The sequence below is a fragment of the Amycolatopsis sp. NPDC041971 genome (genome assembly GCF_055588925.1).
Window position 1 is genome coordinate 255,286 of the sequence record NZ_JBVJCE010000008.1, and the last position, 24,009, is coordinate 279,294.

Annotated in this window: 30 protein-coding genes and 1 tRNA gene; 3 read left to right on the forward strand and 28 right to left on the reverse strand. The window is 69.3% G+C overall.

The window, feature by feature from the left end; translation table 11 throughout:
* Positions 1-190: 190 nt before the first annotated feature.
* Together ACZ6DT_RS18825 and ACZ6DT_RS18830 are read right to left on the reverse strand one after the other, a co-directional pair.
* Positions 191-1,378 carry a BtrH N-terminal domain-containing protein gene (locus tag ACZ6DT_RS18825; RefSeq protein ID WP_465596370.1) on the reverse strand — a complete coding sequence of 396 codons (1,188 nt, stop codon included), beginning with the start codon at positions 1,376-1,378 and terminating at the stop codon, positions 191-193.
* A gap of 117 nt (positions 1,379-1,495) precedes the next feature.
* The gene (locus ACZ6DT_RS18830; RefSeq protein WP_465596373.1) at positions 1,496-2,464 is read right to left on the reverse strand and encodes a YncE family protein; all 969 of its coding nucleotides are present in this window, start codon (positions 2,462-2,464) and stop codon (positions 1,496-1,498) included.
* Between the two features lie 134 nt (positions 2,465-2,598).
* Between ACZ6DT_RS18830 and htpX the strand changes: the two genes are divergently transcribed.
* Positions 2,599-3,465 (forward strand): zinc metalloprotease HtpX, encoded by an 867-nt coding sequence (htpX, locus tag ACZ6DT_RS18835; RefSeq protein WP_465596584.1) that lies wholly within the window; start codon positions 2,599-2,601, stop codon positions 3,463-3,465.
* Positions 3,466-3,774: 309 nt separating this feature from the next.
* On the opposite strand, the gene rfbA is transcribed toward htpX, so the two are convergent.
* Both rfbA and ACZ6DT_RS18845 read right to left on the reverse strand, forming a co-directional pair.
* Positions 3,775-4,656, reverse strand: coding sequence for a glucose-1-phosphate thymidylyltransferase RfbA (gene rfbA, locus ACZ6DT_RS18840; RefSeq protein WP_465596376.1), 882 nt, complete (start codon positions 4,654-4,656; stop codon positions 3,775-3,777).
* A 53-nt stretch (positions 4,657-4,709) separates the two neighbouring features.
* Entirely contained in the window at positions 4,710-5,858 is a 1,149-nt protein-coding gene (locus ACZ6DT_RS18845) for a sialidase family protein (RefSeq protein WP_465596379.1), read from the reverse strand.
* Positions 5,859-6,042: 184 nt separating this feature from the next.
* Here ACZ6DT_RS18845 and ACZ6DT_RS18850 point away from each other — a divergent pair, with 184 nt between their 5' ends.
* Entirely contained in the window at positions 6,043-6,723 is a 681-nt protein-coding gene (locus tag ACZ6DT_RS18850) for a hypothetical protein (protein WP_465596381.1), read from the forward strand.
* A 54-nt stretch (positions 6,724-6,777) separates the two neighbouring features.
* Here ACZ6DT_RS18850 and ACZ6DT_RS18855 read toward each other — a convergent pair whose 3' ends face one another.
* Entirely contained in the window at positions 6,778-7,269 is a 492-nt protein-coding gene (locus ACZ6DT_RS18855) for a YajQ family cyclic di-GMP-binding protein (RefSeq protein ID WP_276366293.1), read from the reverse strand.
* A gap of 119 nt (positions 7,270-7,388) precedes the next feature.
* Between ACZ6DT_RS18855 and ACZ6DT_RS18860 the strand changes: the two genes are divergently transcribed.
* Positions 7,389-7,470 (forward strand) — tRNA-Tyr (locus tag ACZ6DT_RS18860).
* A gap of 134 nt (positions 7,471-7,604) precedes the next feature.
* Here the strand turns inward: ACZ6DT_RS18860 and ACZ6DT_RS18865 are convergent.
* The 23 genes from ACZ6DT_RS18865 to ACZ6DT_RS18975 form a co-directional block, all read right to left on the reverse strand.
* A complete protein-coding gene (locus tag ACZ6DT_RS18865; protein ID WP_465596384.1) occupies positions 7,605-8,975 on the reverse strand; it encodes a tyrosine-type recombinase/integrase in 1,371 nt (456 codons plus the stop codon).
* Positions 8,972-9,286 (reverse strand): helix-turn-helix domain-containing protein, encoded by a 315-nt coding sequence (locus ACZ6DT_RS18870; RefSeq protein WP_465596387.1) that lies wholly within the window; start codon positions 9,284-9,286, stop codon positions 8,972-8,974. The genes ACZ6DT_RS18865 and ACZ6DT_RS18870 overlap by 4 nt, the downstream gene beginning before the upstream one ends.
* A 362-nt stretch (positions 9,287-9,648) precedes the next feature.
* Positions 9,649-11,235, reverse strand: a complete 1,587-nt coding sequence (locus ACZ6DT_RS18875) for a YfjI family protein (RefSeq protein ID WP_465596390.1) — start codon at positions 11,233-11,235, stop codon at positions 9,649-9,651.
* Positions 11,236-11,348: 113 nt separating this feature from the next.
* The gene (locus tag ACZ6DT_RS18880) at positions 11,349-11,954 is read right to left on the reverse strand and encodes a hypothetical protein (protein WP_465596392.1); all 606 of its coding nucleotides are present in this window, start codon (positions 11,952-11,954) and stop codon (positions 11,349-11,351) included.
* A complete protein-coding gene (locus tag ACZ6DT_RS18885; RefSeq protein WP_465596395.1) occupies positions 11,954-12,679 on the reverse strand; it encodes a DUF4417 domain-containing protein in 726 nt (241 codons plus the stop codon). Before ACZ6DT_RS18885 ends, ACZ6DT_RS18880 begins: the two co-directional genes overlap by 1 nt.
* Before the next feature lie 32 nt (positions 12,680-12,711).
* On the reverse strand, positions 12,712-13,797 hold the full coding sequence (locus ACZ6DT_RS18890; RefSeq protein WP_465596398.1) for a DNA cytosine methyltransferase: 1,086 nt from the start codon (positions 13,795-13,797) through the stop codon (positions 12,712-12,714).
* Positions 13,794-14,291, reverse strand: coding sequence for an RbsD/FucU family protein (locus tag ACZ6DT_RS18895; protein WP_465596401.1), 498 nt, complete (start codon positions 14,289-14,291; stop codon positions 13,794-13,796). Before ACZ6DT_RS18895 ends, ACZ6DT_RS18890 begins: the two co-directional genes overlap by 4 nt.
* 132 nt (positions 14,292-14,423) lie before the next feature.
* Positions 14,424-14,648: a hypothetical protein gene (locus ACZ6DT_RS18900; protein ID WP_465596404.1), complete on the reverse strand. Its 225-nt coding sequence runs from the start codon at positions 14,646-14,648 to the stop codon at positions 14,424-14,426.
* Positions 14,645-14,923, reverse strand: coding sequence for a hypothetical protein (locus tag ACZ6DT_RS18905; protein WP_465596407.1), 279 nt, complete (start codon positions 14,921-14,923; stop codon positions 14,645-14,647). Before ACZ6DT_RS18905 ends, ACZ6DT_RS18900 begins: the two co-directional genes overlap by 4 nt.
* A gap of 17 nt (positions 14,924-14,940) precedes the next feature.
* Positions 14,941-15,747, reverse strand: coding sequence for a hypothetical protein (locus ACZ6DT_RS18910; RefSeq protein ID WP_465596410.1), 807 nt, complete (start codon positions 15,745-15,747; stop codon positions 14,941-14,943).
* 22 nt (positions 15,748-15,769) lie between these two features.
* Positions 15,770-16,108, reverse strand: a complete 339-nt coding sequence (locus tag ACZ6DT_RS18915) for a hypothetical protein (RefSeq protein ID WP_465596413.1) — start codon at positions 16,106-16,108, stop codon at positions 15,770-15,772.
* Positions 16,109-16,133: 25 nt separating this feature from the next.
* Positions 16,134-16,304, reverse strand: coding sequence for a hypothetical protein (locus ACZ6DT_RS18920; protein ID WP_465596416.1), 171 nt, complete (start codon positions 16,302-16,304; stop codon positions 16,134-16,136).
* Positions 16,305-16,862: 558 nt separating this feature from the next.
* A complete protein-coding gene (locus ACZ6DT_RS18925) occupies positions 16,863-19,220 on the reverse strand; it encodes an FtsK/SpoIIIE domain-containing protein (protein ID WP_465596419.1) in 2,358 nt (785 codons plus the stop codon).
* A gap of 117 nt (positions 19,221-19,337) precedes the next feature.
* Positions 19,338-20,525: a hypothetical protein gene (locus ACZ6DT_RS18930; protein ID WP_465596422.1), complete on the reverse strand. Its 1,188-nt coding sequence runs from the start codon at positions 20,523-20,525 to the stop codon at positions 19,338-19,340.
* A gap of 57 nt (positions 20,526-20,582) precedes the next feature.
* Entirely contained in the window at positions 20,583-20,738 is a 156-nt protein-coding gene (locus ACZ6DT_RS18935) for a hypothetical protein (RefSeq protein WP_465596425.1), read from the reverse strand.
* A 31-nt stretch (positions 20,739-20,769) separates the two neighbouring features.
* A complete protein-coding gene (locus ACZ6DT_RS18940; RefSeq protein ID WP_465596428.1) occupies positions 20,770-20,961 on the reverse strand; it encodes a hypothetical protein in 192 nt (63 codons plus the stop codon).
* Positions 20,962-20,964: 3 nt separating this feature from the next.
* Complete coding sequence (locus ACZ6DT_RS18945; RefSeq protein ID WP_465596430.1) at positions 20,965-21,411, reverse strand: RapZ C-terminal domain-containing protein; 447 nt, start codon at positions 21,409-21,411, stop codon at positions 20,965-20,967.
* Complete coding sequence (locus tag ACZ6DT_RS18950; RefSeq protein ID WP_465596433.1) at positions 21,408-21,755, reverse strand: hypothetical protein; 348 nt, start codon at positions 21,753-21,755, stop codon at positions 21,408-21,410. The genes ACZ6DT_RS18945 and ACZ6DT_RS18950 overlap by 4 nt, the downstream gene beginning before the upstream one ends.
* 20 nt (positions 21,756-21,775) lie before the next feature.
* Entirely contained in the window at positions 21,776-22,045 is a 270-nt protein-coding gene (locus ACZ6DT_RS18955; RefSeq protein ID WP_465596436.1) for a hypothetical protein, read from the reverse strand.
* 6 nt (positions 22,046-22,051) lie between these two features.
* Positions 22,052-22,396 (reverse strand): hypothetical protein, encoded by a 345-nt coding sequence (locus ACZ6DT_RS18960; RefSeq protein WP_465596439.1) that lies wholly within the window; start codon positions 22,394-22,396, stop codon positions 22,052-22,054.
* Between the two features lie 293 nt (positions 22,397-22,689).
* Positions 22,690-22,869, reverse strand: coding sequence for a hypothetical protein (locus ACZ6DT_RS18965; protein WP_465596442.1), 180 nt, complete (start codon positions 22,867-22,869; stop codon positions 22,690-22,692).
* Between the two features lie 172 nt (positions 22,870-23,041).
* Positions 23,042-23,569, reverse strand: a complete 528-nt coding sequence (locus tag ACZ6DT_RS18970) for a lytic transglycosylase domain-containing protein (protein ID WP_465596445.1) — start codon at positions 23,567-23,569, stop codon at positions 23,042-23,044.
* A gap of 64 nt (positions 23,570-23,633) precedes the next feature.
* The gene (locus ACZ6DT_RS18975; protein ID WP_465596448.1) at positions 23,634-23,996 is read right to left on the reverse strand and encodes a hypothetical protein; all 363 of its coding nucleotides are present in this window, start codon (positions 23,994-23,996) and stop codon (positions 23,634-23,636) included.
* Between the last annotated feature and the right edge of the window lie 13 nt (positions 23,997-24,009).

Genomic DNA, 24,009 nt, shown 5'->3' on the forward strand with positions numbered 1-24,009 from the left:
TTTCGAAGGTACGGCCGAAAACCGTGATGATCAGCCGCTGAACGGCCCAGCCGTTTCCGCTGTTGCGGGAAACGGAGCATAAATGGTTAAAAACTCATCCAGGAAGCTTGATCGATCGTTCCACTGAATCGCGTCAGCCGGATCTCGGGAGCGGGACGAGCACGAGCGGCGCGACGGGCACCGGTCCGGTTCATTCCGTCAGGGCTTCGGAGAGCTCGCGGATCGCGGCCGTCTCGGCGGCGTGGATGTTCCGGACCATCGTGCCCATCGTGCCGAACAGTTCGCGTGCTTCGACATCGGTGAACGGCGACTCGTCGTTGTGGTGCGCGCGCAGTTTCCACATCTCCGCACCGGCCGCCGCGGCCGTCTCCTGCCCCGCGTCGCCCTCGCGGACACCGGCCGACACCGTGCTGATCAGCCCGCGCACCCAGGCGAACTCCGCGTTCGACGCGGGAACCGCCGTCTCGGCCAGTTCGGCCCAGCGTTCCCCGATCCCACGCCAGGTCGGCGCCTGTTCGGCCAGCGCCGGGAGGTCGAGCAGACCGGCGGCCTCGGTGAGCGCGTCGGCGAACAGCCCGCGCAGATGCCCGCCTTCCATCCCGGCCGGGGTGACGCTTTCCCAGACGTTGAACAGCGCCCCGACGAGCCCGCGCCGCTCCCCGAACGCGCGCGGCCAGCCCTTGGGGTCACGTTCGTCGGTCATCGCCTTCGCCCAGCGCCCCCAAGCGGGCAGCGAGAACGACTTCGACGGCGCCGAGAGGTTGCGCACGCAGTCCGTCAGCCCCTCGCGCACGGCCGTCCGCCAGTCCGGGACCTCGCCGGGCCGGATCGTCGCGAGCAGGTTCTTGTACGAGCCGACCCGGCCGCGCGCGGCGTCGAACGTCTTCCGGTCGACCGTCAGCCGGGCGAGATTCCGGTCGTCGACGAGCACCCGGCCGTCCTCTTCGCCGTACGCGACGACGAAGTGGCCGCCACCGCCCGACAGCTCCGGCGGCAGGTACCAGTAACCGAGCGACTCGCGGTCGGGCAGGACGAGCACCGGCCGTCCCGCTTCGAGGTCGGCGGTGAGCCGTTTCGCGGCGGCGCGTTTACCGCCGGTGGCGTGGAAATCGGTGTCGAGCCCGAGACGGTCCACTGTGGACTTGAGCCATTCGCGGGGGTACTGCCAGCGCGCGCGGAAACCGAACACGACCGTCGACCTCGTCTCGCGCGCGAAGTCCCACAGGATGTAGCCGGCCCCGATCCCGCCGGACACGGCGAAGACCAGCGCCTCGCCGGGCGCCTTCCCGTCCGGGCCTTCGACGCCGTGATGCGCCAGTACCGCGGCCACGGCCGACACGTCCGGTTGCGACCCGCCCCGCAATTCGTACTCGCTCACCCCGCCATCATGCCCGCTCCGGCCACCTGGGACGGCACACGTGTCGTCCGCCCAGTCACGCGTGCCGTCCCAGCAAGCACGCGAACCCGCCGTTTTGGTACAGATGGTCGTGAGTACTCAGAAATCCCTGATCAGGGAAAGCCTGCCACGTACGGGATCCGCCACGTATACCGTCTTGGTGCGCTGGTCGATCGCGACCGCGCCGGGGTTCACGCCGAGTGACAGGTCACCGGTGAGCATGTTCGTCACACCGTCGATCTTGGCGACGCCGTTCGGTCCTCCGTTGGAGTACACGGTGTTCGATCCTTCGTGGACCGCCACCGACGAAGACTCCGAGCGCAACAGCACGGTCGCCTTCTCCTTGCGCTCGCCCGGATCCACAACGGACAGATGATGGATCGCCGAATTAGCGACGAACACCGTCCCGGTCGCGTTGTGCACGGCGACTCCGGTCGGTGACTTGCCCACCGGGATCCCGCCGGTGAACTTCCCCGCGCGGATTTCGAAGACCTCCAGCGAGTCCGTGTCCGTGCTGGTGCAGTACGCGAGCTTGCGTCCGCTATCGACCGCTGTCGACGACAACCCCCGCGTGGGGCCGGGGACGAGGTCCAGCAGGCGGCAGCCGACACCGTCGAGGACGGCGAGCATCCCGGTGAGCGCGCTGACCGCGTAGATGCGGTTCGCCTGCTCGTCGACGTCGACACTGGACGCTCCAGGGCCGGCAGGCACCACGCTGACGACGTCGTTGGTCTGCCCGTCGATGACGAGGACGGTCCCGCCGGGCGGGTTCGCGACGAAGATCCGGTCGGTCACCGTGTCCACGGCCAGCCCGGCGGGCTGGCCGCCGACCGGGATCACGTCGCCGACGGTGCCGGTATGCGAATCGAGCACCACGATCGTGCCGGTGGACGGGTCCGAAATGTAGGCGAAGCCGGTGACGGAATTCACCGCTATCGCCTCCGGGGTGCCCCCGACCTCGACGACAAGTACTTTCTGGGCTCGGGCGACCGGTGCGAGCGCGACCGCGGAAACGCCGGTCGCGGCCAGCGTGAACAGGGCCCGGCGGCTCAATTCGGGTCCTCGCACACGCGCCTCCCCGTGATCGCTCCGGGGTTCGACGATAGCCCGCGAATCGGGCACGCGAAGGAACTTCGCGTCCCCCGATCGCGTTGTTTCCGATGAGTAACCCCAAGCCCTGGACAAGGAAGGAGCAGGACGCCGTGCACAAACACCAGAACGGCCTGAAGACCGTCGTCCTGCTCGGCGCGCTGTCCGCGCTCATCGTGGGCATCAGCGGCTTCTTCGGACGGGGTGCGCTGGTCATCGGCCTGCTGGTGGCGCTCGGGATGAACGCGTACGCCTACTTCAACTCGGGCAAACTGGCGCTGCGGGCCATGCGCGCACGGCCGGTTTCGGAGGCCGAGCAGCCGACGATGTACCGGATCGTGCGAGAGCTGGCGACCACGGCACGTCAGCCGGTGCCGCGGCTCTACCTCAGCCCCACCCAGGCCCCGAACGCCTTCGCCACCGGCCGCGGCCCCCGGCACGCGGCGGTGTGCTGCACCACCGGCATCCTCGGCCTGCTCGACGAGCGCGAACTGCGGGCCGTGCTCGGGCACGAACTGTCGCACGTCTACAACCGCGACATCCTCATCTCCTGCGTCGCGGGCGCGCTGGCGAGCGCGATCAGCGTGCTCGCCAACATCGCGATGTTCACGAGCGTCTTCGGCGGCAGCGACCGCGAGGACGACGACAGCCCCCTGGTCGCGCTGCTCCTGGTGCTGATCGGGCCGATCGCGGCCGCCATCGTGAAGCTCGGGGTGAGCCGCTCGCGGGAGTTCCAGGCCGACGCCTCGGGCGCGGAACTCACCGGCGACCCGCTCGGGCTGGCTTCCGCGCTGCGGAAACTCGACAGCGGGACACGTGCGGCGCCGCTCGTGCCGGAGCCGAAGCTGGTCTCGCAGTCGCACCTCATGATCGCGAACCCGTTCCGTCCGGGCGAGGGCCTCTCGAAGCTCTTCTCGACCCACCCGCCGATGGACGAGCGAATCCGGCGCCTCGAAGAAATGGCCCGCCACCCCTTCTGACCACCGGAGCGCGTTTAGCCCCCTAATCGCGACGCGACGCCCGGGTCGCGTTTAGCAGGCTAAACGCGACGCCCCACCAGAGCGCATTTAGCAGGCTAAACGCGACGCCCCCCGCCGGATCGCGTTTAGCCTGCTAAACGCGCTCCGCCCTCGGGATCGCGATTAGGGGGCTAAACGCAAGTCGGCCTCCGGAGCGCAATCTGGCCCCCGGTGGGCTGGACGCGTTCGTCGACGACGTCGTCCCGCGCCTGCAGGACGGAGCGTATTCCGGGCCGACGCAAGCCGGAGACACCCTGCGGGAGCGCCTGGTCAGCCGGTGGCACCCTGAGTGCGCGCGACGTTCATCAGATATTCGCCGTAGCCGGACTTCGCCAGCTTCGCGCCGAGCGCGTAGCACTGGTCCGCGTCGATGAAGCCCATCCGCAACGCGACCTCCTCGAGGCAGGCGATCCGAACGCCGGTCCGGTGCTCGAGGACCTGCACGAACTGGCCCGCCTCCAGCAGCGAGTCGTGCGTCCCGGTGTCGAGCCAGGCGAATCCGCGTCCGAGGTCGATCAGGGTCGCGCGGTCCTGCCGCAGGTAGGTGAGGTTGACGTCCGTGATCTCGAGCTCACCGCGCGGGGAGGGCTTGAGGGAGCGGGCGATCTCGGTCACCTGGTTGTCGTAGAAGTACAGGCCGGTGATGGCCTTGTTCGACTTCGGCTTCTCGGGTTTCTCCTCGATGGAGCGGAGCTTGCCGTCGGCGTCGATCTCGCCGACGCCGTAGCGCTGCGGGTCCTTGACCGGGTAGCCGAACAGCACGCAACCGTCGAGCGAGGTCACCGCGGCCTGAAGCCTGCTGGAGAACCCCTGGCCGTAGAAGATGTTGTCGCCGAGCACGAGCGCGACGTCGTCATCGCCGACGAAGTCCGCGCCGATGATGAACGCCTCGGCCAGCCCGTTCGGGGCGGCCTGTTCGGCGTAGCTGAAGCTGAGCCCGAACTGGCTGCCGTCGCCGAGCAGCCGCCGGAAATGCGGCAGGTCGACAGGGGTCGAGATGATCAGGATCTCGCGGATCCCGGCGAACATCAGCACCGAGATCGGGTAGTAGATCATCGGTTTGTCGTAGACCGGTAGCAGTTGTTTCGAGATCGCCTGAGTGATGGGATGCAGACGCGTCCCACTGCCCCCGGCCAGCACGATGCCCTTCATGCGATGCCCCCGCTTCGTAGCCGATCGCTCGAGGCCTCACACTACCGGGTGGCTCAGAACGCCGGTCCCCTCGCGAAATACGCCTTGCAACCGAGGTTGTACTCGGTGGAGATCTGCAGCACGTTCTTCCCGTCGTCGACCGGCAGCAGCGTCGAGCTGTAGTTGGGGCAGAAGTTGTCGTGGATACCGGTGATGTGCACCGGCGCGGGCAGCTCGTACCAGGTCCCGGCGCCGAAGTTGTCGTTGGCGAGCAGGACCTTGCCGTTCTTGTCCTGCGGGACACCGGCCGCGTCGGTGTAGATCTGCCCGACCATCACCAGCCGCACCCCGTTCGGGCCGCCGGGGAACAGGGTGATCGTCTGGGCGTGCTGGAAGTAGTTGCCGTTCGCGGTGTCGACGCGGGTGCCGGGGTCGAGCGGATCGCCCCAGTTCGCGCCGTCGGAGGAGATCTTGAAGTACGGGTCGCAGTAGCGGTCGCGGTAGTTGCAGATCTCGTAGGCCAGGTAGTACCGGCCGTCGGGGAGGCGGCGGATGGTCGGCATCCCCGGCCGCACCCGATGGGGTGGGATGGCGATCGTGCGCTGCTTGGTACCCCAGTTCATCCCGTCGGTGGAAGCGACCCGGTTCATCACCTGCGCGAACTGCGGCGCCTCGGTCTCGTCCGCGTAGTGCAGCCACAAGGTGCCACCCGCGTCGACGACGAACTCCGGCTCCCAGATGCCGTCGTAGTTGTGCGAGCGGGCGGCCTCGGACAGGAAGGACCACGTGCGGCCGGTGTCGCGGCTGGACCAGATCTTGATGCCGATCCGCCGCTGCGGGCCGGCGTCCTGCCGGTAGCTCGCGGCCCACAGCAGGGTGCCCGCGCGAAGCCTGCCGACCCGCTGCGGCAGCTCGTACAGCGTCCCGCAGCACATGCCGCGGCGGCCGTCCCGGTCGCGGACCTCGCCGACCTTGTGGAAGGTCTGGCCCTCGTCGGTGCTTTCCATGATCGGGGCGAACTTGCCGCTCGCGTCTTCGCTGGTCAGCGACGCGAGAATGCGGCCGCGGCCGATCGCGGAATGCTCCAGGCGGATGAGCCGCGGGTACGAGCCGAAGCCGGGCACGAGCTGTTGCCGCTCCGCGGCCTGCGCGGACGTAAACAGGGACGCGATCACCGTGAGTGACAGTGCGAAGGCGAGTGCGGTGCTGAAACGGCGCTTCATGGTGACCTTCCTCGAACGCGATCGCCGGATTACAGCATGGGAATTTGTCCCTTTAGGACTCCCTCGGAGGCGTCGCGGCGGAAGCCCACGTCCGAGTGTCCTGAATCGCTCGGCCGAGTGCGCCGGTAACGCTGGGCTATCGGCTGACGAAGATCCGAGGACGGGTTCGACCAGGGGGAAATACGTGATCAGGCGCTTGTGCGCGGCGTTGAGCGCCGCGCTGCTGACCGTGGGGCTGCCGGCCTGCTCGCCACCGAACCTGGGCCGCGTCGTCCCGCAGGCGGCCGCTCCGGAAGGGCTGCGCTCACCTTCGGCGACCCCGCCGCAGACCTCCACCGCCACTCCGCGGCCCGGCCCGCGGCCGGCGGAGAAGCACTCGGGGAAGGGGAACGCGTCGGTCCCCATGGCCTGGCCGATGCGCATCGGCTTCGTGACCTTCGACTGTCCGAAGTGTTCCGGGCATGTCGCGGTCAACACCGAGAACGAGCTGATCGTCAACGACGTCGGCCCGTACAAGGGCACGCAGTGGATCAACGACATGCCCGGCCACCAGGCGAAGACGTTCACCGTCAAGGCCGACGCCGCCTGGACGCTGACCATCACCGACGAACGCGGCTTGCCCGTGCTGGAGCCGGGCAAACCGCTCTCGGGCAAGCGCGACGCGGTCTTCTCCGTGCCGGACGCCGTCTCGTCGGTCGCGGTCACCACCAAGGGCAACGGGAACACCGCGGTGTGGGTGCGCAGCGGCGACTACGCGGAGCTCCCCGTGAACCAGCTCGGCGACTACAAGGGCAGCGTGCCCGTGTCCGGCCCGGCCTTCGTGTCGCTGGAAGGCGATGGGACCTGGACGATCACCGCGTCGTAGACAGGACGAAGACCACCTTCGGAGCTCCCGAAGGTGGCCTTGCCGGTGCCGCGCTCAGCGGTAGTTCGTGAACTGCAGCGCGATCTCGAAGTCCTTGCCTTTCAGCAAGGCGATCACGTCCTGCAGCTGGTCCTTCTTCTTGCCGGACACCCGCAGCTGGTCGCCCTGGATCTGCGCCTGGACGCCCTTGGGGCCTTCGTCGCGGATGAACTTGGCGATCTGCTTCGCTTTGTCCGACGCGATCCCCTGCAGGATCTTACCGCCGATCTTGTAGATCTTGCCGGACAACGCCGGCTCGTCCGCCTCGAAGGCCTTGAGGGAGATGCCGCGCTTGATCAGCTTCTCCTTGAACACCTCGACCGCCGCCAGCGCCCGCTCCTCGGTCTCGGACTCGATCGTGATCGCTTCCTCGCCGGACCAGTCGATCTTGGTCCCGGTACCCCGGAAGTCGAATCGGGTACCGAGTTCCTTGCCGGCCTGGTTCAGGGCGTTGTCCACCTCCTGGCGATCGACCTTGCTCACCACGTCGAAAGAGGGATCCGCCACGTGTTCTCACACCTCGTACTCGCTTGTCAGGAGCTTCCACCCTAGCCCTGCGGAACCCGGTTGACCGGCCCGCCATGGCATTGGGTATTCTTTCGTCTCGGCCGGGGACACCCGGCCACGGCGAGTTGCCCGAGCGGCCAAAGGGATCTGACTGTAAATCAGACGGCACAGCCTTCGGGGGTTCGAATCCCTCACTCGCCACACCAGCAGGATCGGCCCGGTGACCAGCAAGAACAGGTCGCCGGGCCGATCTTGTGTTGTCCGGTTGTGTACGGCTGTAACCGGCTGTTCAGGTCTATCCACGGGCGCATTGCGGGCGCACGCCTTATGGCCCCTCAGGTCCTGCTGTAGGCGCGTTCGAGCTTCTGGAGGGCAGTCACCTCACCGCCTGACCGGCACTTCGCGTAGACGCGCAGGAGCACCGCCAGGCTGTGTCCGGCCCACTTCGCGACCTGGGTGGGTTCCACGTCGTTGTTGAGCCATGTCGACACGGCCGCGTGACGGAGGTCGTACGGTCGTTTGCCGAGAGGGCCAGCAGCCACCTCGGGTGTGAATACGGCCGCGCGAGCGGCCGCCCATGCTCGTCCGTAGACCGAGCTGCTCAGCCGCCCACCGTCGCGCACGCCACGGAAGAGACGGCCGTCCGGCGCGGTGCCGAAGATCACCACGTGCGCGTGCAGGAGCGCGGTCAGCTCCGACGTGCAGGGGACTCGCCGACTTGCCCCCACGTTCCGGTGCTTGAGCGGCCCCGCTTCGGATGCCTCGCCGGAATCAGTCCACTCCCCGCCGACCTCGGGGCGTGCCCCTTCCAGGTTGAGCCATCCCGCCCCGTCCAGGGGCAACGGCAGGTTGGACAACTTGAGGTCGGCGGCCTCCTCGGGGCGGAGGCCGGCGTAATACATAAGCGCGAAGAACGCGACCAGTTCCGGATGGGTCTCGCGCACCGCGTCGAGCAGCATCCGTCCCTGGATGTCGTTCACGACCACGCCCGGGTCGACCTCTTGGATCTCGTAGCTGCGCTTCTTTACCTTGATCTCCTCCAGAGGATTCGCGTCGAAAACTTCCCGCTCCACCGCGAAATCGAGCAGGTCCCGCAAGGCCACCCGCCGGATCCGGACCGTGTCCGGCGCCGCCTTCGAGCCGTCGATATTGCGATCGATCGCGCTGAGCACTGAGCGCAGCACGTCCGGTGTCGCGAACTCGTCCGCGCGCCGACACGCGGCCGCGACCTCGTCGAGAACCGCGGTGACGTCGGGCGGAAGCCGCTCGGTTCTCAACGTGGTGTTGAACGCCTGCGTCAGCGCTCTTCGGAGAACCTTCCCGTCCATCCCGGTGATCTGGCCTTGCAGCATCGACACCGTGATACCGGTCAAGGAACTGGCCAACGATCGCCTGTACTTCGGGGACGCGTCCGGCCACTTCATATCGACGTACCCACAGGCCAGCTCGAATGCGGAGAGCTTCGAGACCTCCTTGCGGATCATCGACGTCGGCAATCCGGGCTCCTCGACCAAAAAGCCCTCGCCATCTTTCGAGGCGCTGATCAGGTCGTTGCGGAAGTTGTCCGCCAGCTTGAATGTCCGGAACGGCTCACCGAACTCCCGGCCGGCCACCGTCCACCGCACCCGATAGGACACCTTCCCGCTGCGATGCCGACGCGATTTCAGCGCCCAGATCTTCACGTCATACGACACCTGGTCTGTCATGCAGCCTCCAGGCGGCCATTGAGCCAGCGGTTCAGCGCTGATCGAGAAACACGAATTTGGTTGTTGGGGAGCCGAATGCACGGCGGAGCCTCGCCTTTGTCGCGCCATTCGCTGAACGTGGAACGGGCGATTTTCAGCAGGGCACAAACTTCCTTGATGGTCAGCTGTTCGTCGTCGACCACCGACGTGGTGATCGCCCGGTGCGTTCGCGACGTGCGACTCATCGCACGAGATTTGGCTGCCATGACGATGGTCCTCTCGGCGTGACGGTGCGTGGTCGACGGATCGACCCGTGGATCGGGGGTGCGCACAGAACCCTCACAACCCTCAGAACCTCCAGGAGCGGTGAGTCTGTTCAGCTCAGGGCTGGTTTCTGGCGTGTGCTGGTTGTGCGCACAAAACCGTGCACAAAACTTCTGTGTGCGCACAGAACCTCGGGGCCGGGTCGTTGGACTCGGCCCCGAGGCGTTTTCGGTGACTGTCGGTGGCAAACAGCCGGGTTTGACTTTGCGGTGTCGGCCGGGGGTTTTGTGTGCACACAGAAGTTCTGTGCGAGGTTTTGTGCGACGTCGGCACACCTGCCGATCAAGCCTGTGACCTGCGGGAACGAGCCGCTCGGGACGTTGTGAGGGTTGTGAGGGTTCTGTGCGCACCCCTTTCTGGCGGAGGTGGGTCAGGTGGTGCGGTAGAGGGGGTGGCGCCAGTAGTGCGGGCTGGGTGGCCGTCCGCCTTTGCCGGGGCGTTCGGGCTGGGTTTCGGCGGCGATGTGGCCGAGGTCTGCCAGCAGTTCGAGGCCGCGTTTGAATTCGTCGGTTTTCATTTGTTTGGTGCGGATCTTCTGGAATGCCTGGCGGATGGTGAACCGGTCTCCGAGTTCCCAGTCGCGGCGGCTGAGGCGTTCGAGGATGCGGCGGGCGATGCGGATGGTGTCGTCTTGGCCGATGTATTCGAGGGTGGCTTGGGCGTGGGTGGCGTAGTACTGGGTGATGCGCCAGGCGTTCGCGACGGTGGTGTCGGCGATGTGCGGGTTGTTCCACGCGGTGCGCGGGTATTCGGCGAGGTGCAGCAGGGCGGCGATGCGGGCGGTTTGGCCGGCGAGTTTCCCGGCCCAGTCGGCGATGTCGGCCCATTCCCCGCCGTGCGGGTCGAGCCGGGGCTCGATCTCGGCTTCGATGTCGGCCATGAGGTCGTCGGCGGCCGGGGAGAACGTGAGTGTCACGGGTTCTTCGAAGCCGTGGAGCGCGGTGGCCATGGCGAGCATTTTGGCGGTGTAGGCGTCGGCGACCTCTTGCGGAATCGGGTCGGGCCGGATCTTGCGGCGGCCGGACAGGGGGATGGGGCGGGCGAACAGGATGCGGGCGAGGAAGCCGTTTCCCCGGAGTTTCGGTGGCAGGTCCTCGATCACGGTGGGCTGGATGGTCAGGCCGAGGGTGAGGGCGGGGCGGGCGACGTATTCGGAGCGGTCGCCGCGGTCGACCCGGAGTTCGGTTCCGCTGTAGCCCTTGAGGAACACTTCGGCGTTGACGTTGCCGCTGTAGCGTCCGGCGACGATTTCGAAGATGGTGCCCTCATCGGAGAGCACCGCCAGCCGGCCGCCCTGTTGGGCGAGGATGGTGGCGACCTTCTGGGGTGTGACGTCGTCGGCGATCAGCTGGGGCGGGTGCGGGATCGCGATCGAGTCGACTTGCAACGCGGCGTCGACCGCGTCGGCGATGGCTTCCTCTTGTGCTTGCTGGTCGGTGAGTTCCTCTCCGGTGATGGCGGCGGCTTTCTTCTGCGCTTTGTCGCGGGCGGATTCGGCCATCTGCTGCTGCATCCGCGCGGTCTCGATGCTGTGGCGGGCTTCGTCGCGCAGCATCCGTTCCAGGGTCCGGATGGGTTCGGTCATCAGCGTGAACACCGGGGACTTCCGCGCGGATGGTTCCATGATCACGACGGTGAACAGGGTGGTTTGCTCGGCCCAGCCGTCACGGACCTTGACCATCACCCGGCCTCCGGCGGCGGTCGACAAGGTGGCCAGGGCGAGCGCGCCGGGAAGGTCGACCGGGGTTTGCATGGTTTCGGCGACCGCGTCGGTGAAGTCCGCCAGCCACCCCGGCAGCGCCTCGCTCGGGAACCGCGACAGCGCCCGCAAGGTCGACAGCGGCGCGGGCCGGTCCGGCCACGGCGACGGTCCGTCTTCGCTGGCAGGCACAGGGGTTCCGGCGGGGGTGGGGCGTTCCGGGAAGTCCCGGATGTTCGTGGCGGGTTCTGCGGACATGACGTACCTCCGCGATCTCTTCGTGTGGAAACGGGTGCTCACAGCCGGGGGGCGGCACCGTTGGACGGCGACCGCGTCCCCGGCTGGTCAGGGCCCGAAGCGAGCAGGGTCGGTCATTCCTGGGCGCGGCGTTTCTGTTCGGCCCGGATCTGGTCGTAGACCGAGGACGGTGTGCCGTGGTGAACGCGTGCCGCTTCGAGGTCCTTGTCGGTGGCGTCGGCGAAGCCCGCCGCTTGGACGCGTTGAAGCGCGGCGGGGTCCTGCTCGGGCTGGATGGCGATGATGTGCTGTTGCTCGCCTCCGACGGTGATCGCAGCGGCGTGGGCGTCGTCGGTCAGGGCCTTGCGGTTGGATTCCGGGGCGAGGTGGATGTTGGGGTTGTCGCGCGCCATGTCCCGCAGGGCCTGGGTGACCTCGGCCTGGTCGACGTCGGCGAGGGCCTTGCGGATGTCGACGATTCCGGCCCACCCGTTGCCGTTCGCGGTCAGTGCGGCCACGGCCTCACGGATGCGGTCTTCGATCGATGCCTCCGGGCCGTCGGCCGGTGCAGGTGTGGCCGGGTCCGGCTGGGGCCGCGTGTCCTCCGGGACGTCCGGCTCGGGCCGAGGTTGCTCGGTTGCGGGCACGGCCGGTTCCACTCGCGCCGGACCGCCGCTGCTGCCGCTGCTGGTGGCGGGCGGCCGGTTTCCCTTGCCGAGGGAGGATCCTCGTCCGCCCATCACCGGTCACCGCCGTCCCAGCGCGACGGGTAGCACCGGATCGGCGTGCAGCCTCGGACCTGCTCGGCTGGTGGCTTGCCGTGCACCAGCACCAGGGCCGGTTCCAGGCGGAGCAGCATTTCGGCGTACCCGGCGGCGAACAGGCTGCGCGCCACGGGGTCGCGCCACACTCCGACGGTGGACACCGCGACCACCGACCGGGCCGGGATCCCGGCGAACGCGAAGTCGTAGGAGTCCGCTGTGGACCAGCTGACGGTGGGGACGACGGTGACGCCGTGGTGCAGCAGCCACGCGCCGCACCACCGCGCCCGGTAGACCTGCCACAGCTGCATCGCCAGCGGCATGTCCCGGTACAGGCTGAAATCCGGGGTCAGCGCCGCGCCCACCGTGGCGCAGCGGGATAGGCCGCGTTCCGGCTTGGACCACACGACCTCGAACCGGTAGTCGTCGAGGAAGAAGTGCACCGCGGCCCCGGGCCCGGCGGTGGCCGTGGCGCGGCGGTCGTTGTAGGCCACCAGCCGGGCAGGTTCGAACGTGGCGCGGGGCAGGGCGGGGATGCCCCACGCGTTGTCCGTGGGCCACAGGGCGCGGCAGTTGAGGCGGTCCCAGTTGCCGGGCATCGTCGCCCACCGGTGACTGGTGCGGGTCCCGCCCAGTCCCAGTTCCGGCGGTGGGGTGCCTGCGAGAACATCGGGGCGGTCCATGTCGAGGGTTGTGAAGGTCATCAGCTTGCCTCCATAACGGGGTGGAGTGAACCTCAGGCGGTTATCCGCAGGGCCGGGTCTTCCGGGGTGCGGACGGGGAAACTGAGCAGGGGCAGCAGGTAGCGCAGTGCGGCGATGGCTTGCTCTGAGACGACGCCGTTGCCGGGGAGGCGGAGCATGTCCGCACGGGTGAGTCCGGGCACGGCAGTGATATGGCCGGCGGGAAGGCCCATCATCCATTCCGGCAGCGCCGGGTTGAGGACGGCACTGCTGCGCCGGCCGGGCACGGTCGGCGCGGGCGCGGGCTGCCCGGTTACCTGTTCCCATCGGCGAATAGCGGGCTCGTACTCTCCCCAGCATCCGGCTGGAGCTGGGAGGCCAGCGTGTTCAGCGAGGGCCGGACGGTCGCACCGGCCGATGGGCTCTGGTTGCTGCCGTATGGGCTCGCGGTTGGCGTCGGCAGCAAGTGCGAGACGACGTCGTCCAAGCTCACCGAGTGCCCGCCGGCCCGGCGTTTGCCCGGGTGCTGGGAGCCACCGTTGCTGCCGAGGTTGGCTTGTGGTGTCGGCAGCAGCGATGAAGATCCGGTATCGGGTGTGGGGTGCTCCCACGGCGGAAGCGGGTAGGCCACACCATGCCGCGTCGTACCCGAGGTCGGCCAGGTCTGCGAGTACGGCTCCGAGTGCTCGCAGAGCAGGGTTGTCCGGTTCGTTTCCCAGACACCACGGGCAGGGTTCCACGTCGCTATGGGCTGGGGCATGGAGAAGTCCTCTCACGTTCTCGATGAGCACGAGCTCGGGGCGGAGCACGGCGGTGGCGTGCCGCATCACCGACCACAGCGCGGACCGGGTACCGGGCATGAGGCCGGTCTTGCGGCCCGCGCCGGATACGTCCGGGCAAGGGAATCCGCCGGTGAGCACCCGCACCGGCGGCACGGTGGTGAAGTCCACGCGGGTGATGTCCCCGAGATTCGGGGTGTCCGGCCAGTGGTGCGCGAGCACCTTCGCCGCGGCGGGGTCGTTGTCGCAGTGCCACACCACCCGGCCGCCCAGCAGCGGCGCCGCGGCGAGCTCGCACAGCCCGCCGTAGCCGGAGAACAGCGACCCGATCAGGACGTCGTCATCGGTCTGCACGGTCACTCGCCGACCTCTGCCCCGGCGGTGTCGGCGGGCTCGTAGAAGCGGGGGTCCCACAGGTCGGGGTCGCCGGTGACGGTCAGCAGCTCGCCGGTGCCGCGGTTGCGCACGACGTCGCCCGGGGCGAACCCGGCTGGCCGCGCGGATTGGGCGCGGCGGTTGATGGCCTCGATCCAGCACACGGCGACGGCGGCGACCTGGACCAGTTCGGCGCGCAGGGCGGCGGGGTCGGCTTCGGCGAGGGCTTCGAAGGCTTTTTCGGTGAGCAGGTCGGCGAAGGTCGGGCCGTCGTGGCGGGCGGCCAGGTCGGTGCGCCAGCGGGCGAAGTCGGCGGCCTCGGCCGCGTTCACGCAGAACCGGACCTGGTTCGGCTCGTCCGGCCCGGTGCCGTCGGCGTGGTCCTGGCGGCCCCATTTGGCATCCTGCCGGGCGCGTTCCTCGGCCACCTCGATCAGCACGGTGAATGTGGCCGGGTCGGCGACGGGGTTGGTGGTCATGGCAACACTCGCTTTCACGGGAAGACGGCGCGAACAGGGCAGGGCCGGACACCTGGTGTGGTGTCCGGCCCTGCTCGTGTGTCCGAAGTGGTCAGTCGTCGCGGAGGTCAAACGGTCGCGCGGTGGTGGTGGTCAAGAAGTCGCCTCCCTGGCGTCGATGAGGTCGCCTCGGCCGTAGCGGCGGGCTTCGGCGGCACGCTCAGGCGTACGCCACCATCTGGTGTTGCCGATGTCGTCGTGGTCGGGTGCGGCGACGTGTTCGAGGTAGACCGTGCTGGGCTGGATGCACGGCTGTCGGTGGTCGATGTCGGAGCAGTGGTGCGCCTTGCGGGCTCGGCGCGCGGTCGTGCGGATCACGCGGCGTTCCCGGCGACCGAGGCGTAGAGGGTGTGGCAGGCCTCGCAGCCGCACAGCTCTCCCATCCCGGCGTTGCGGGTGCCCGGCACGATGACGGCCGGGTCCTCGACCGTGGGCCCGGTCGGCGAGCCGTCGACCCGCCAGGTCGGGATGACCTCCGGTGGCCCGGCGTTGAGCGTCTGGCACGGGCACCCGCCGGTAGTGCAGGCCTTGGTGACCGAGCTGTGGAAGAAGTCCGGGTGCCCGCAGGCACAGCGGTGCGCGATGGCAGCCATCAGTTCACGTCCCCTTGTCAGTGGTAGTGGTGGGTGCAGTCCGGGCAGGTCCAATGCGCCTGGTCGTGCCCGCGCCACCCCGCGTTCCACGCGGCCTCTTGCAGTGCGGCCCGGGTGTCCACGACCGGCAGGCCGTAGTCCCAGTCGTCGGGGAAGAACGAGTCGCCGTCGGTGCACGCGATCGAGGCGCACCGCAGTGCCCACCCCGGCGAGTGGATGTCGCGATGGATGACGGCCTCCGGGCGCAGCACCCCACCCGGGACGGCGACCGCGTCCTCGGCGAGAGCGGCGGCGTCCTCGAAGGTCTCGAAGCCGACCGGGTACAGCTCCCCGCGGTGACAGATCCGCCACAGCGGCGGCCAGTCCACCAACGACGTCCGCGCATACACCAGCGGCCGACCGGTCTCCCGCGCGCCGATGAGCGCGAAGTACAGGTCATGGAATGTGTTCGCTGCGGCCGGATCGGCGTGCAGGTCGGCGACGGGCCGGTCCCACTCCACCCCCGCCTTTCCCAGCCACAGCAGCGCTTCGCGGGTGTGCAGCAAGCTCGCCGGGGGCGACACCCGCGCCCCGGAGGCGATGTGGGTCAGGCACCACAGGCCGTTGAACCGCAGCACCTGCCCCGAGGTGTGCGGGATGAGCGCCAGCCCCGGCACGTCGGTGCGCTCCCCGACGGCCGGGACGAGCCCGTTGGAATGGGCGGCGGCCAGCTCCACCAGCGCGGTCTCGGCCGCGGGGATCGGGTGGCGCGGGAACGGGTCGCGATATCCGCCCGCCGGCCGGTCCGAGGTGGCCGCGCGGGGATGTTCGGTGGTCATGGTCATGGCGAGGAAGTCCTTTCGGTTGTCAGGCGGCGGTGCGGGTGGTGATCCAGTGCTCGACCCGGGCCCACGACGCTGTTGTGCGGGCCCGGATCTGGTCCGGGGTCAGCGGTTCGGTGGTGTGGACGGCGCGGCGGCGGGCGAGTTCGGCGTAGCTGGGGCTACTGGCGATCGCCCGCCAGTCCGCTGCCCCGGAGATGGTGTTGGAGGTGGCGCGGGCGGTGGCGCGGCGGTTCCACTCGATCCACTCGGCCAGCAGCTCCGCGACGTGTGGGCTGGAGTTCAGCAGCCGCCAGGCGCCCGCGTCGGCCACCAGTGCCCGGTACTCGAGCAGCGGCACAGGGACCGGGTCGGTGTCGTGCATCCGAGAGAACCTCCTTTCGGGCGGGTCAGTCGTGTGCGAGAGCGGCGAACATGTCCGCGATGGAGCCGGATACGGCCAGTTCGCCCGCGGCGATTTCCGCGCTGGCTTGCCGTTCCCCGGCCTGCCACTGCGCGGTCCAGAACCAGCCCTGATCGGCCGGGGTCGCCGTCGGGTCGGTGGCGTCGATGTCGTCCATGAGCGGTGATGTCCCTTCGCGTCAGTGCCTGCCGGTACGAGGTGCGGGGTGGTGTTGGCTGGCGTAGTTCAGTGGCGGGGGCGGATCTGGCGGCAGTGGTGGCAGCAGCGCTGCCGCAGCCGGTTGCGGGCCCCGCACGAGCGGCACACCCACCGCGTCCGGGGCGGAAGGCGGGTGCCGGTGGTGCCGTGAGCGGGCTGGCGGAGCGCAGCTGGAGAGGTCATGACAGGACTTCCCTTCACGGTCAGTGATCGGAGGCGGCCCGGGCCGGGGTCCGGGCGGAGAGACGACGCGCCCCACCTGTCGGCTACTCGCGGTAGCTGACAGGTGGGGCGTGGGGCGCCGTTCGGCGCGGGGACGCGGGATCGGCGAGGAGTGAGTCGGCGGTGAGTTCAGCGGTGAGTTCGCGAAAATCGAGTGAGCTGGCTCATTTGGCGGGTGAGTTGCCTGGTAGAGGGCGTGATCAGCGGAAATGAGTTGGAGTGAGGCGAGTGAGTCCGCCGCCGGTGCCGCCCGCGAACCCCGGATTTCGGGGTTCGCGGGCGGGTGGGGTGGGACTCACTCGGCGGGTACGGAGTCCCGGCCGACGGCGGCGTGGGCGACCTTGGCCGGGTCGACCGGATACATACGCTGCGTACTCGGAACCTTGTAGCCGTAGACGGCGAGCAGGTCGGTGACGTGCTGGATCTGCCACCCGCTGTAGTGGTTCCAGCGGGAGGCGAGCGCCGACGCGACGGCCGCCGCGCGCGGGTGCTGCTCGCCTTCGCGCGGGGTGATCTCGGCCAGCACGGTGAGCATGTCGGCCAGCGGATCCCGCACCACCACGACCTCGGACGTGCCGTTCGCGCCGCCGCCGCGGGCTTCCAGGGCACGGTGGGCGATGTTCTTCTGGTCGTCCGGGGACAGGTAGTAGCTACGCAGGGCGCCGGGTTCGTCCATGAACCCGACCGTGATCAGCGTTCCGCAGTCGTTGAGGCTGGTTTTGGTCTTGGGCTTGAGATCCAGCGCGGAAATCCCTTCCTCGTGCGCCTTCTCCCCGAGGACCGCGTTGTTACGTGCCTTGTTCCCGTTGACCGCCCCGCACGCCCGGTTGGTCGACATCGCCACCAGGTCCCGCGGCAGGCTCTGATCCGAGGGACTGGGGGTGAGAAACGCCAGGTGGACGGCGTATTTGCGGGAGGCCATGAACAGGTTGATCACCAGGTTCACGATCCGTTTGCGGTCTTCGGCCTTGTCCTGGCGGAACAGCCGCTGGCATTCCTCCAGCACCACGATCCGGGGCCGCAGCCCTGGCTCGCGGGCGACGATCTCGCGTCCGGCCTCCAGCACGGAGTTGACGTTGTGCTTCTGCAGCAGCCGACCGCGCGCGGACAGGTCGTCATACAGCTCTTGCAGGTGATCCAGCGCCGCGTTGACGTTGTCCTCCCCTGCGCCCGGGGAGTACTCGTTCAGGCAGGGTGAGATGGCCTCGTAGTCGTTGTTTTCCGCGAATACGAAGACATCCACGTCCACCAGCGGGTCCAGGATCGCCCCGTTGAGCAGGGTCTGCATCAGCGTCGACTTCCCCGAGCCGGGGCTTCCGGCCAGGACGAAGTTCCGTTCGGGCATGTCGGCCACGATCGGTTCCCCGCGCAGGTTCACCCCGACCGGGATACCCTGCCAGTAGTCGGTGGATCCCTCGTGGAGCAGGGGATATGGGTCGACCGGGTCCCGGAGCACGCCGGGGTTGAGCCGGAACAGGTCCATCACCGTGGGGTCGTCGGCGTCGGCGCGGATGAACAGTTCCATCGGCCTGCATGCGAGGTTGTGCGCGAGCATCTCCTTGGCCTTGTCGACGCTCTTGACCGGCGCCCCTTGCGGGAGCCGGATTTTGGTCGACCAGCCCTTGCCGTCGATCATCGGCGGCTGGACCCAGGCGTTGTCGGTGTCGCGCTGGGGCCAGCCTTCCTTGATCATCGCGTTGAGCTTGCTGTTGCCGATGTTGGCCAGCGCCGCGACGATCGCGGACTCGCTCAGCTCCACCCGAAGGTTCTGGGTGGCCTGTTTCCGCAGGTGAACGGGTAGAACCTGGTCCCCGAGACGGTTGCCGTCGCGCCACCAGCGGGACAGTTTCAGCAGCAGCCACGCGGCGGGGAACGCCCACCACCAGGTCACCACGACCACCGCGACGGTGTAGGCGATGGTGAGGGCGTCGCGCCAGACGGCGAGGACGTCGTTGGCGTTGAACACCCCCAGCCACCGGCCGAACCCGTTGATCCCGCCCACGACGACGGAGACGACGAACAGCACCCCGAGCACAGCGGCACCGCGCCAGGTGAGCGACCAGGCCAGCTCGGCTTTCTTCTGTGCCGCGTCCACTCCGACGTGACGGCTTTCGTTGTGTTGCCGGGTCAGCGCCTCCACCGCGGCGGTGTCGCCCTTGTCCTTCGCCGCCGCCCGCGCGGCCTTGAGGTCGGCGTAGTCGCGGTCCGCGCGGCGACGCTGCCGAGCGGCCTCCGCACCCTTGCCGATGATGGAGGCGTGGCGGCACGCGAACCGCCAGCCCCGTCCGGTGAGCCGCTTCCCAGTGCTGGTCCCGGACCGGATCCGGGAAGCGGTCGCGTGTGCGGCGTCCACGGTCGCCACCGCCAGCCTCGCCCGGGTCTCGTCCGACGGTCCGGCCAGGACCCGGCCGGTGCCGTGCAGCACCCGCGTGCCCCATGTCTCCCGCATGTCGGACATGGCCATATCGGTCCCGGGTTCGACCACGTCCCCGTCGATGGTGGCCGGGTCCTGATCCGGTTCGGGGCGGCGGAACGGGACCACCGTCGCCCGCGTCTGCGACCGGCCCAACCCGGTCTGATCGGGACCGGTGAAGGCCGGTCCGGTTGTGCTGTTGTCCCCGGTCCCGTGGGGTGTCGTGTCGTCGTGGGTCATATCGGTGATCCCTTCTCGAAACCCGCGTCGGGTGTGGGTGTGCGAACCCGATGCGGACCGGTTCCGGCCCGGACGGACAAGGCGTGTCCGCGCGGGCCGGGCCGGACCAGACCGGGGTCAGTCCTGGTCGGTGTCACGCTGTTCGGCGAGCAGCCGCTTCGCGGCCGGTTTCCCGCACCGCAGCGTCTTCGCGATCCGGTAAATCGACGCGGTCCCGGGGTCGATGTCCCCGGCCGCGACCGCCTTGTCGAACCGGGCCCGCAACGCCTCGAAGTGGGCGTCCCGGCCCGTCTTGGTGACCGGTCCGGACCGGTCACGGCGTTTGGTGGTGCGGGCGGTTCGGCGCGGTGCGGAACGGTCCGGCGTGGCCTCGGCCGTGCCGTCGCGAGACGGGCCGGGCGGCGGGCCGGGGTCGGTCGCGATCCCGCCGCCCGGCCCCGGTTCCGGGTCGTCGGGGTGTCCCGAACCGAGCAGCTTCGCGAGTTCGGCGTCGAGCGCGTCCGGCGGGCCGACGACGTCCAGGTCGGGGGCGACCGGGACCAGGCGGCGTCGGCGGACCTGGAAGGTGCCGGGGGCGTAGGTGAGGCGGGCGTTGCCCTCGGCGTCGATCTGCGCGGCGGCGGCCTTGAGCGCCGCCCGGGCCGCCGCGCGGGTCTTCGCCGCCCGGGCGGCGGCGAGCTTGTCCGCCGCCCGCTGCGCCTTCGACCGGGGCGGGGTCGCGATCGCCAGCTGATGCGCGACCACCCCGGCCACCGACACCACACCCATGATCAGCGCGGCGTCGAAACCCTGAGGCCAGCCTTTTGCGGCGTTGGTAACGAACGCCAGCGTCCCGAACACCCACACCCCGGTCTGGTATCCCCACACCGGCCGCGTCGGGTATTTCACCCGGGCCACCAGCACGGCGATGGCGAACGCCCACATCCCGAGTTCGGTGATCAGCGGCAGGAGACCGCCCAGCGGGGACCGGTAGACGTCCTCGCCGTAGCCGGACATCGCCGGGGCCGCCATCGCGAACGACACCAGCGCGATCCCGTAGATCAGCCCGTCCACCACATGCGCCTTCGCGAACGCGGTGACCTTGCCCCACTGGGCTTTGCGGTCACCGCGGCGCTTGTCGCGGATGGCGTCGGCGGTGGCCTTCGCCTCCGCCTCCAGCTTCGCGGCCTGCTCGCGGTCGGCGCGGGCCAGGTCGCCGGCCGCCTTCATCAGCGCGATCTCGTTCCCGGTCCGCGCGGTCTCGTCCAGCCGGGCGGCCTCGGCCTTGGCCAGCTTGTTCGCCCGCATCTCTTTCTGCCAGCTCATGGTCAACCTCTCTTCGCCGGAGAACACCAGCGGCAAGGGGCCGGGTGTCCACAGTGGTCACTGACTCGTCTCGTGTGGGGCTGTAGTGGGCCGATACGGCGGGAACTCGGGCTGGTTGCGGACTCGCCACAACAGCCGCCACACCGCCACCGTCACGGTCGTGACGCACACGACCGCGACGGTGGCGAGCACCAGCAGCAGCCATAGCGGCATCAGGCTGTGTCTCTCTCGGTGCCGTGGCTGCTCACCAGCCCTCCTGCGTCCATCCGCAGCTGTCGCAGTGGGCTTCGGAAACGTCGTCCGGGGCGGGCCCGAAGTCGACCTGGACGGTTGCTTCCTCACCGCAGTTGGGGCAGTCGTAGAGCGTCTGCGGACAGTCCTCTATGGACTCATGCCAGTCCACGCAGTCATCGCAGTAGAAGCCGTCGTCGTCCACTGGTCAGCACTCCTCTCCGGTCACGGTGTCGATGCCGCTCGTGCCGGAGTCGCCCGTTCCGGTGTCGCCTTGTCGTGCCAGCACGGGCAAGTCGATGTGGCGGTGGTCGATCCCGGTGGCCAGCCTCGCTCCGAGCGCGTGCCGGTACAGCATTTCGGCCAGCACGACCGAGCGGTGCCGTCCACCGACGCAGCCGTACGCCACGATGACCGGGGCTGGACCGAGGCGGGCCAGGGTGACCGCCATCCGGTAGGTGTCTGCGACCAGTTCGCGGACGCCGGGATAGGCGGCGACCTTGAAGTAGACGTCGGGATGCTTCCCGGTCAGCGCCCGCAGCACGGGCGAGGTGTGCGGGTCCCGGAAACGCTGGCGGACGTCGATGGTGATGTCGGCCGCCGGGGTGTCGTTGTGCCCGTATCCGAACGACACGACCTCCAGGCGAGCGCTCACCGGCCGTCCCCTGTCTCCAGCGGGCACGGGTCGCCTGCCTGGAGCCGCGCGAACTCGGCCTTGGTGACGGTGACCGCCACGAGTTCATGCGGCTGGGGAAGCTGTGCCGCACTGACCATGTCGGTGGAGGCGCAGAACGCGGTGTAAGTGGACACGGGCCGGATGGCGGTGTCTCCCGGGGCGCTGAGGTGATCGATGAACCAGTGCACCGGGGTGGAGGGTTCGGGTTTGGCGGGAACCTCCGGCGTGGGGGTGCAGCCGGTCAGCAGCCCGGCGGCGGCGAGACCGGCCCACCAGCAACGGCGGAGCTTGTGGTGTGCTGTAGCGGTTTTCGTGGTGGTCATGGTCGGCGCTCCTCGGGTGGTCAGGGCGTTTCGCCGGTGGGCACCGCGGTGACGGTGAGGGTGGTGGTCACGGCCGGGCACGGTGTCCCGCGCGCGGGTCGCGCGTCCGCCGCCGCGTCGCCCCCACCGGTCGGTGCGGCGGCGGTGGTGGTGGGGCGTGGTGTCGGTGGTGGGCAGGGCGCCGATCTCGTCGGGGCCGGGGGCCGCACCTGCGGCGGGGTGACGGTGTAGCCGAGCGCGAACAGCGTCCAGAGGGCGATGAACACGACCAGGCCGATGACGATCCGCACAGGGCATCAGCTCCGGTCCGGACGGGCGGCCGGGCACGCGTCCCCGGGCTGCATCCGCAGGAACTGGTCTTTGGTGATGGCCACCGCACGCAGGTCGTCCTCACCGGGCGCGGTCGCGGGACTGTAGGCCCCGGCGGGGACGCAGAACGCGGTGTAGGAGGCGGTGCCGGTGTCGATGTTCTCCTCGCCGTCGAGGTGGTCGACGCGCCACGCCCCGGCCGGCGGGCTCTCCTGTCCTCCGGCGGGCGCCGGGGCGGGGGTGGACGGGCCGGGGTCGCAGCCCGAACCGAGCAGGGTCACCGTGATCGCGAGCGACGCGACAGCGATGGTGGTGGCGATGCGCACGGGCATCAGTCCTTTCTCATCAGCGGTAGAGGAACCGGAACAGCGCCTGTTGCAGGGCCACGTGGTCGTCTCCGCCGGCCAAGGGCGGGTAGCCGTGGGTGGTGAGCACGGCGGCGACGTCGAGCACCAGCCCGAACGTGAACCGCGGGTCCGACTCGGGCGGGTCATCGGGTAGTTCGTCTTCGCGGGATCAGCCATCGATCCTCCGTAGTGGACGGTTGGGGGTCCGGGTTCCGGGCGGGCATCTGTGTGCGGCCGCCCGGAACCCGGGAACCAATGTGTGCGGCGAGAAAGGCGGGTTACTTGGCCTTGGCCTTGGACTTGCCGGTGAACACGACCAGCAGCGACACGACGGCGATCAGGCCGAGGACCAGGGCCGGGGTGAGGCTGTACTCGGCCGGGCTCTTCTGGTGCAGGGAACCGGCGCCCCAGGCGAGCCAGGCGGTGACGGCGGCGATGACGAAGGCGATGAGCTTCATGGGAATTTCTCCAAGGGTTGGTGTGACACAAGGGATGGAGCCGGGATGCGGGCGCCACGATGCGACCGCGCCCCTTGAACGGGTGGTGCGGTGGAGCAGTGGAACGTTTGCTACGGCGCAAGAACAGCGCCGGATCAGGTGGCCGGAACGCTCCGGCCCGAATCGAGCAGGGTCAGGCGGCGCGGCGGTAGGCGGCGGCCTGGTTCTGCACTTTGTCGACGTACCAGTCGGCGTGGTTGTAGGCGAAGATCGCCCGATACGCGTCACCCCGGGCGAGGCCGGAGTCACACAGGTAGTGCGCGGCGGCCGGGATCGCGTGGTCGGGGTCGTAGAGGTTGCCCCCGAGGCCGGGGTGGCGTTTGCGGACTCCGGCGAAGGTGGCGGGCAGGAACTGCATCGGCCCGGCCGCCCCCGCATAGTTCGCCCCCGACGACACGCCCGGGGCTTTCAGGCGGCCGTGGTTGGTCTCGACCTTCCCGATCGCGGCGAGCAGTGCCCAGTCCAGGTTCGGGCAGGTCCCGGCCGCCGCCCGGTAGCGGGCCAGGTAGGCGGGCGGGATGTCGGCCACCCCCGGCCCGGCCTCGGCGACCCGGCCCACGCCGTCCCCGATACCGAGTCCTTCGTCTTTGGTGTAGCCGACGGCGACCGCGGCGATCACGAACAACGCCGCGCCCGCGCCGACTTTCCCCAGCAGCGTCATGGGTATTCACCTCCCGTTCTGCGTCTCGAAGCGGCACCCGGCGGAGTGCGGGGCGCGTGGGCGGTCATGAGGCAACCTCGTCCCGCTGCGCGGCGCCTCCGGTGTCGGGCGTGGTGGCCGGGCTGGTGCGGTGGCGGCGTTGCTGCCAGCGGCGGATGTGGCCGGCGAGCCAGCCGAGCACCGTGGTGATGAACCGGGCCGAGCGGCGGGCCGGGGTCCACTCCCACCCGATCCGCACCGCCAGGCCGAGCCCGATCGGCCAGAGCGCCCAGCCCCATCCGGCCCAGGCGGCGAGCCCGGCCAGCAGCCCGGCGGCGGCGGCCTCGGGCAGCCACCACCCGACCCGGGCGATCGCCCGGTCCACCACCGGCCCGCTGGGGGCGGTCAGGTCACCGCGGTCACGGTGACGGATCTCGTTGCCTGCCATCGTGTTTCTCCCT

What these genes read in the sequence shown, in the direction of transcription:
- rfbA (WP_465596376.1), bottom strand. Translation starts at nt 4,656, where the DNA reads ATGAAGGGCATCGTGCTGGCCGGGGGCAGTGGGACGCGTCTGCATCCC.
- ACZ6DT_RS18880 (WP_465596392.1), bottom strand. Translation starts at nt 11,954, where the DNA reads ATGGGCGGACGAGGATCCTCCCTCGGCAAGGGAAACCGGCCGCCCGCC.
- ACZ6DT_RS18865 (WP_465596384.1), bottom strand. Translation starts at nt 8,975, where the DNA reads ATGACAGACCAGGTGTCGTATGACGTGAAGATCTGGGCGCTGAAATCG.
- ACZ6DT_RS18845 (WP_465596379.1), bottom strand. Translation starts at nt 5,858, where the DNA reads ATGAAGCGCCGTTTCAGCACCGCACTCGCCTTCGCACTGTCACTCACG.
- ACZ6DT_RS18950 (WP_465596433.1), bottom strand. Translation starts at nt 21,755, where the DNA reads ATGACCACCACGAAAACCGCTACAGCACACCACAAGCTCCGCCGTTGC.
- ACZ6DT_RS18910 (WP_465596410.1), bottom strand. Translation starts at nt 15,747, where the DNA reads ATGACCATGACCACCGAACATCCCCGCGCGGCCACCTCGGACCGGCCG.
- ACZ6DT_RS18875 (WP_465596390.1), bottom strand. Translation starts at nt 11,235, where the DNA reads ATGTCCGCAGAACCCGCCACGAACATCCGGGACTTCCCGGAACGCCCC.
- ACZ6DT_RS18960 (WP_465596439.1), bottom strand. Translation starts at nt 22,396, where the DNA reads ATGCCCGTGCGCATCGCCACCACCATCGCTGTCGCGTCGCTCGCGATC.
- ACZ6DT_RS18975 (WP_465596448.1), bottom strand. Translation starts at nt 23,996, where the DNA reads ATGGCAGGCAACGAGATCCGTCACCGTGACCGCGGTGACCTGACCGCC.
- ACZ6DT_RS18895 (WP_465596401.1), bottom strand. Translation starts at nt 14,291, where the DNA reads ATGACCACCAACCCCGTCGCCGACCCGGCCACATTCACCGTGCTGATC.
- ACZ6DT_RS18965 (WP_465596442.1), bottom strand. Translation starts at nt 22,869, where the DNA reads ATGAAGCTCATCGCCTTCGTCATCGCCGCCGTCACCGCCTGGCTCGCC.
- ACZ6DT_RS18935 (WP_465596425.1), bottom strand. Translation starts at nt 20,738, where the DNA reads ATGCCGCTATGGCTGCTGCTGGTGCTCGCCACCGTCGCGGTCGTGTGC.
- ACZ6DT_RS18915 (WP_465596413.1), bottom strand. Translation starts at nt 16,108, where the DNA reads ATGCACGACACCGACCCGGTCCCTGTGCCGCTGCTCGAGTACCGGGCA.
- ACZ6DT_RS18925 (WP_465596419.1), bottom strand. Translation starts at nt 19,220, where the DNA reads ATGACCCACGACGACACGACACCCCACGGGACCGGGGACAACAGCACA.
- ACZ6DT_RS18930 (WP_465596422.1), bottom strand. Translation starts at nt 20,525, where the DNA reads ATGAGCTGGCAGAAAGAGATGCGGGCGAACAAGCTGGCCAAGGCCGAG.
- ACZ6DT_RS18970 (WP_465596445.1), bottom strand. Translation starts at nt 23,569, where the DNA reads ATGACGCTGCTGGGGAAAGTCGGCGCGGGCGCGGCGTTGTTCGTGATC.
- ACZ6DT_RS18905 (WP_465596407.1), bottom strand. Translation starts at nt 14,923, where the DNA reads ATGGCTGCCATCGCGCACCGCTGTGCCTGCGGGCACCCGGACTTCTTC.
- ACZ6DT_RS18920 (WP_465596416.1), bottom strand. Translation starts at nt 16,304, where the DNA reads ATGGACGACATCGACGCCACCGACCCGACGGCGACCCCGGCCGATCAG.
- ACZ6DT_RS18885 (WP_465596395.1), bottom strand. Translation starts at nt 12,679, where the DNA reads ATGACCTTCACAACCCTCGACATGGACCGCCCCGATGTTCTCGCAGGC.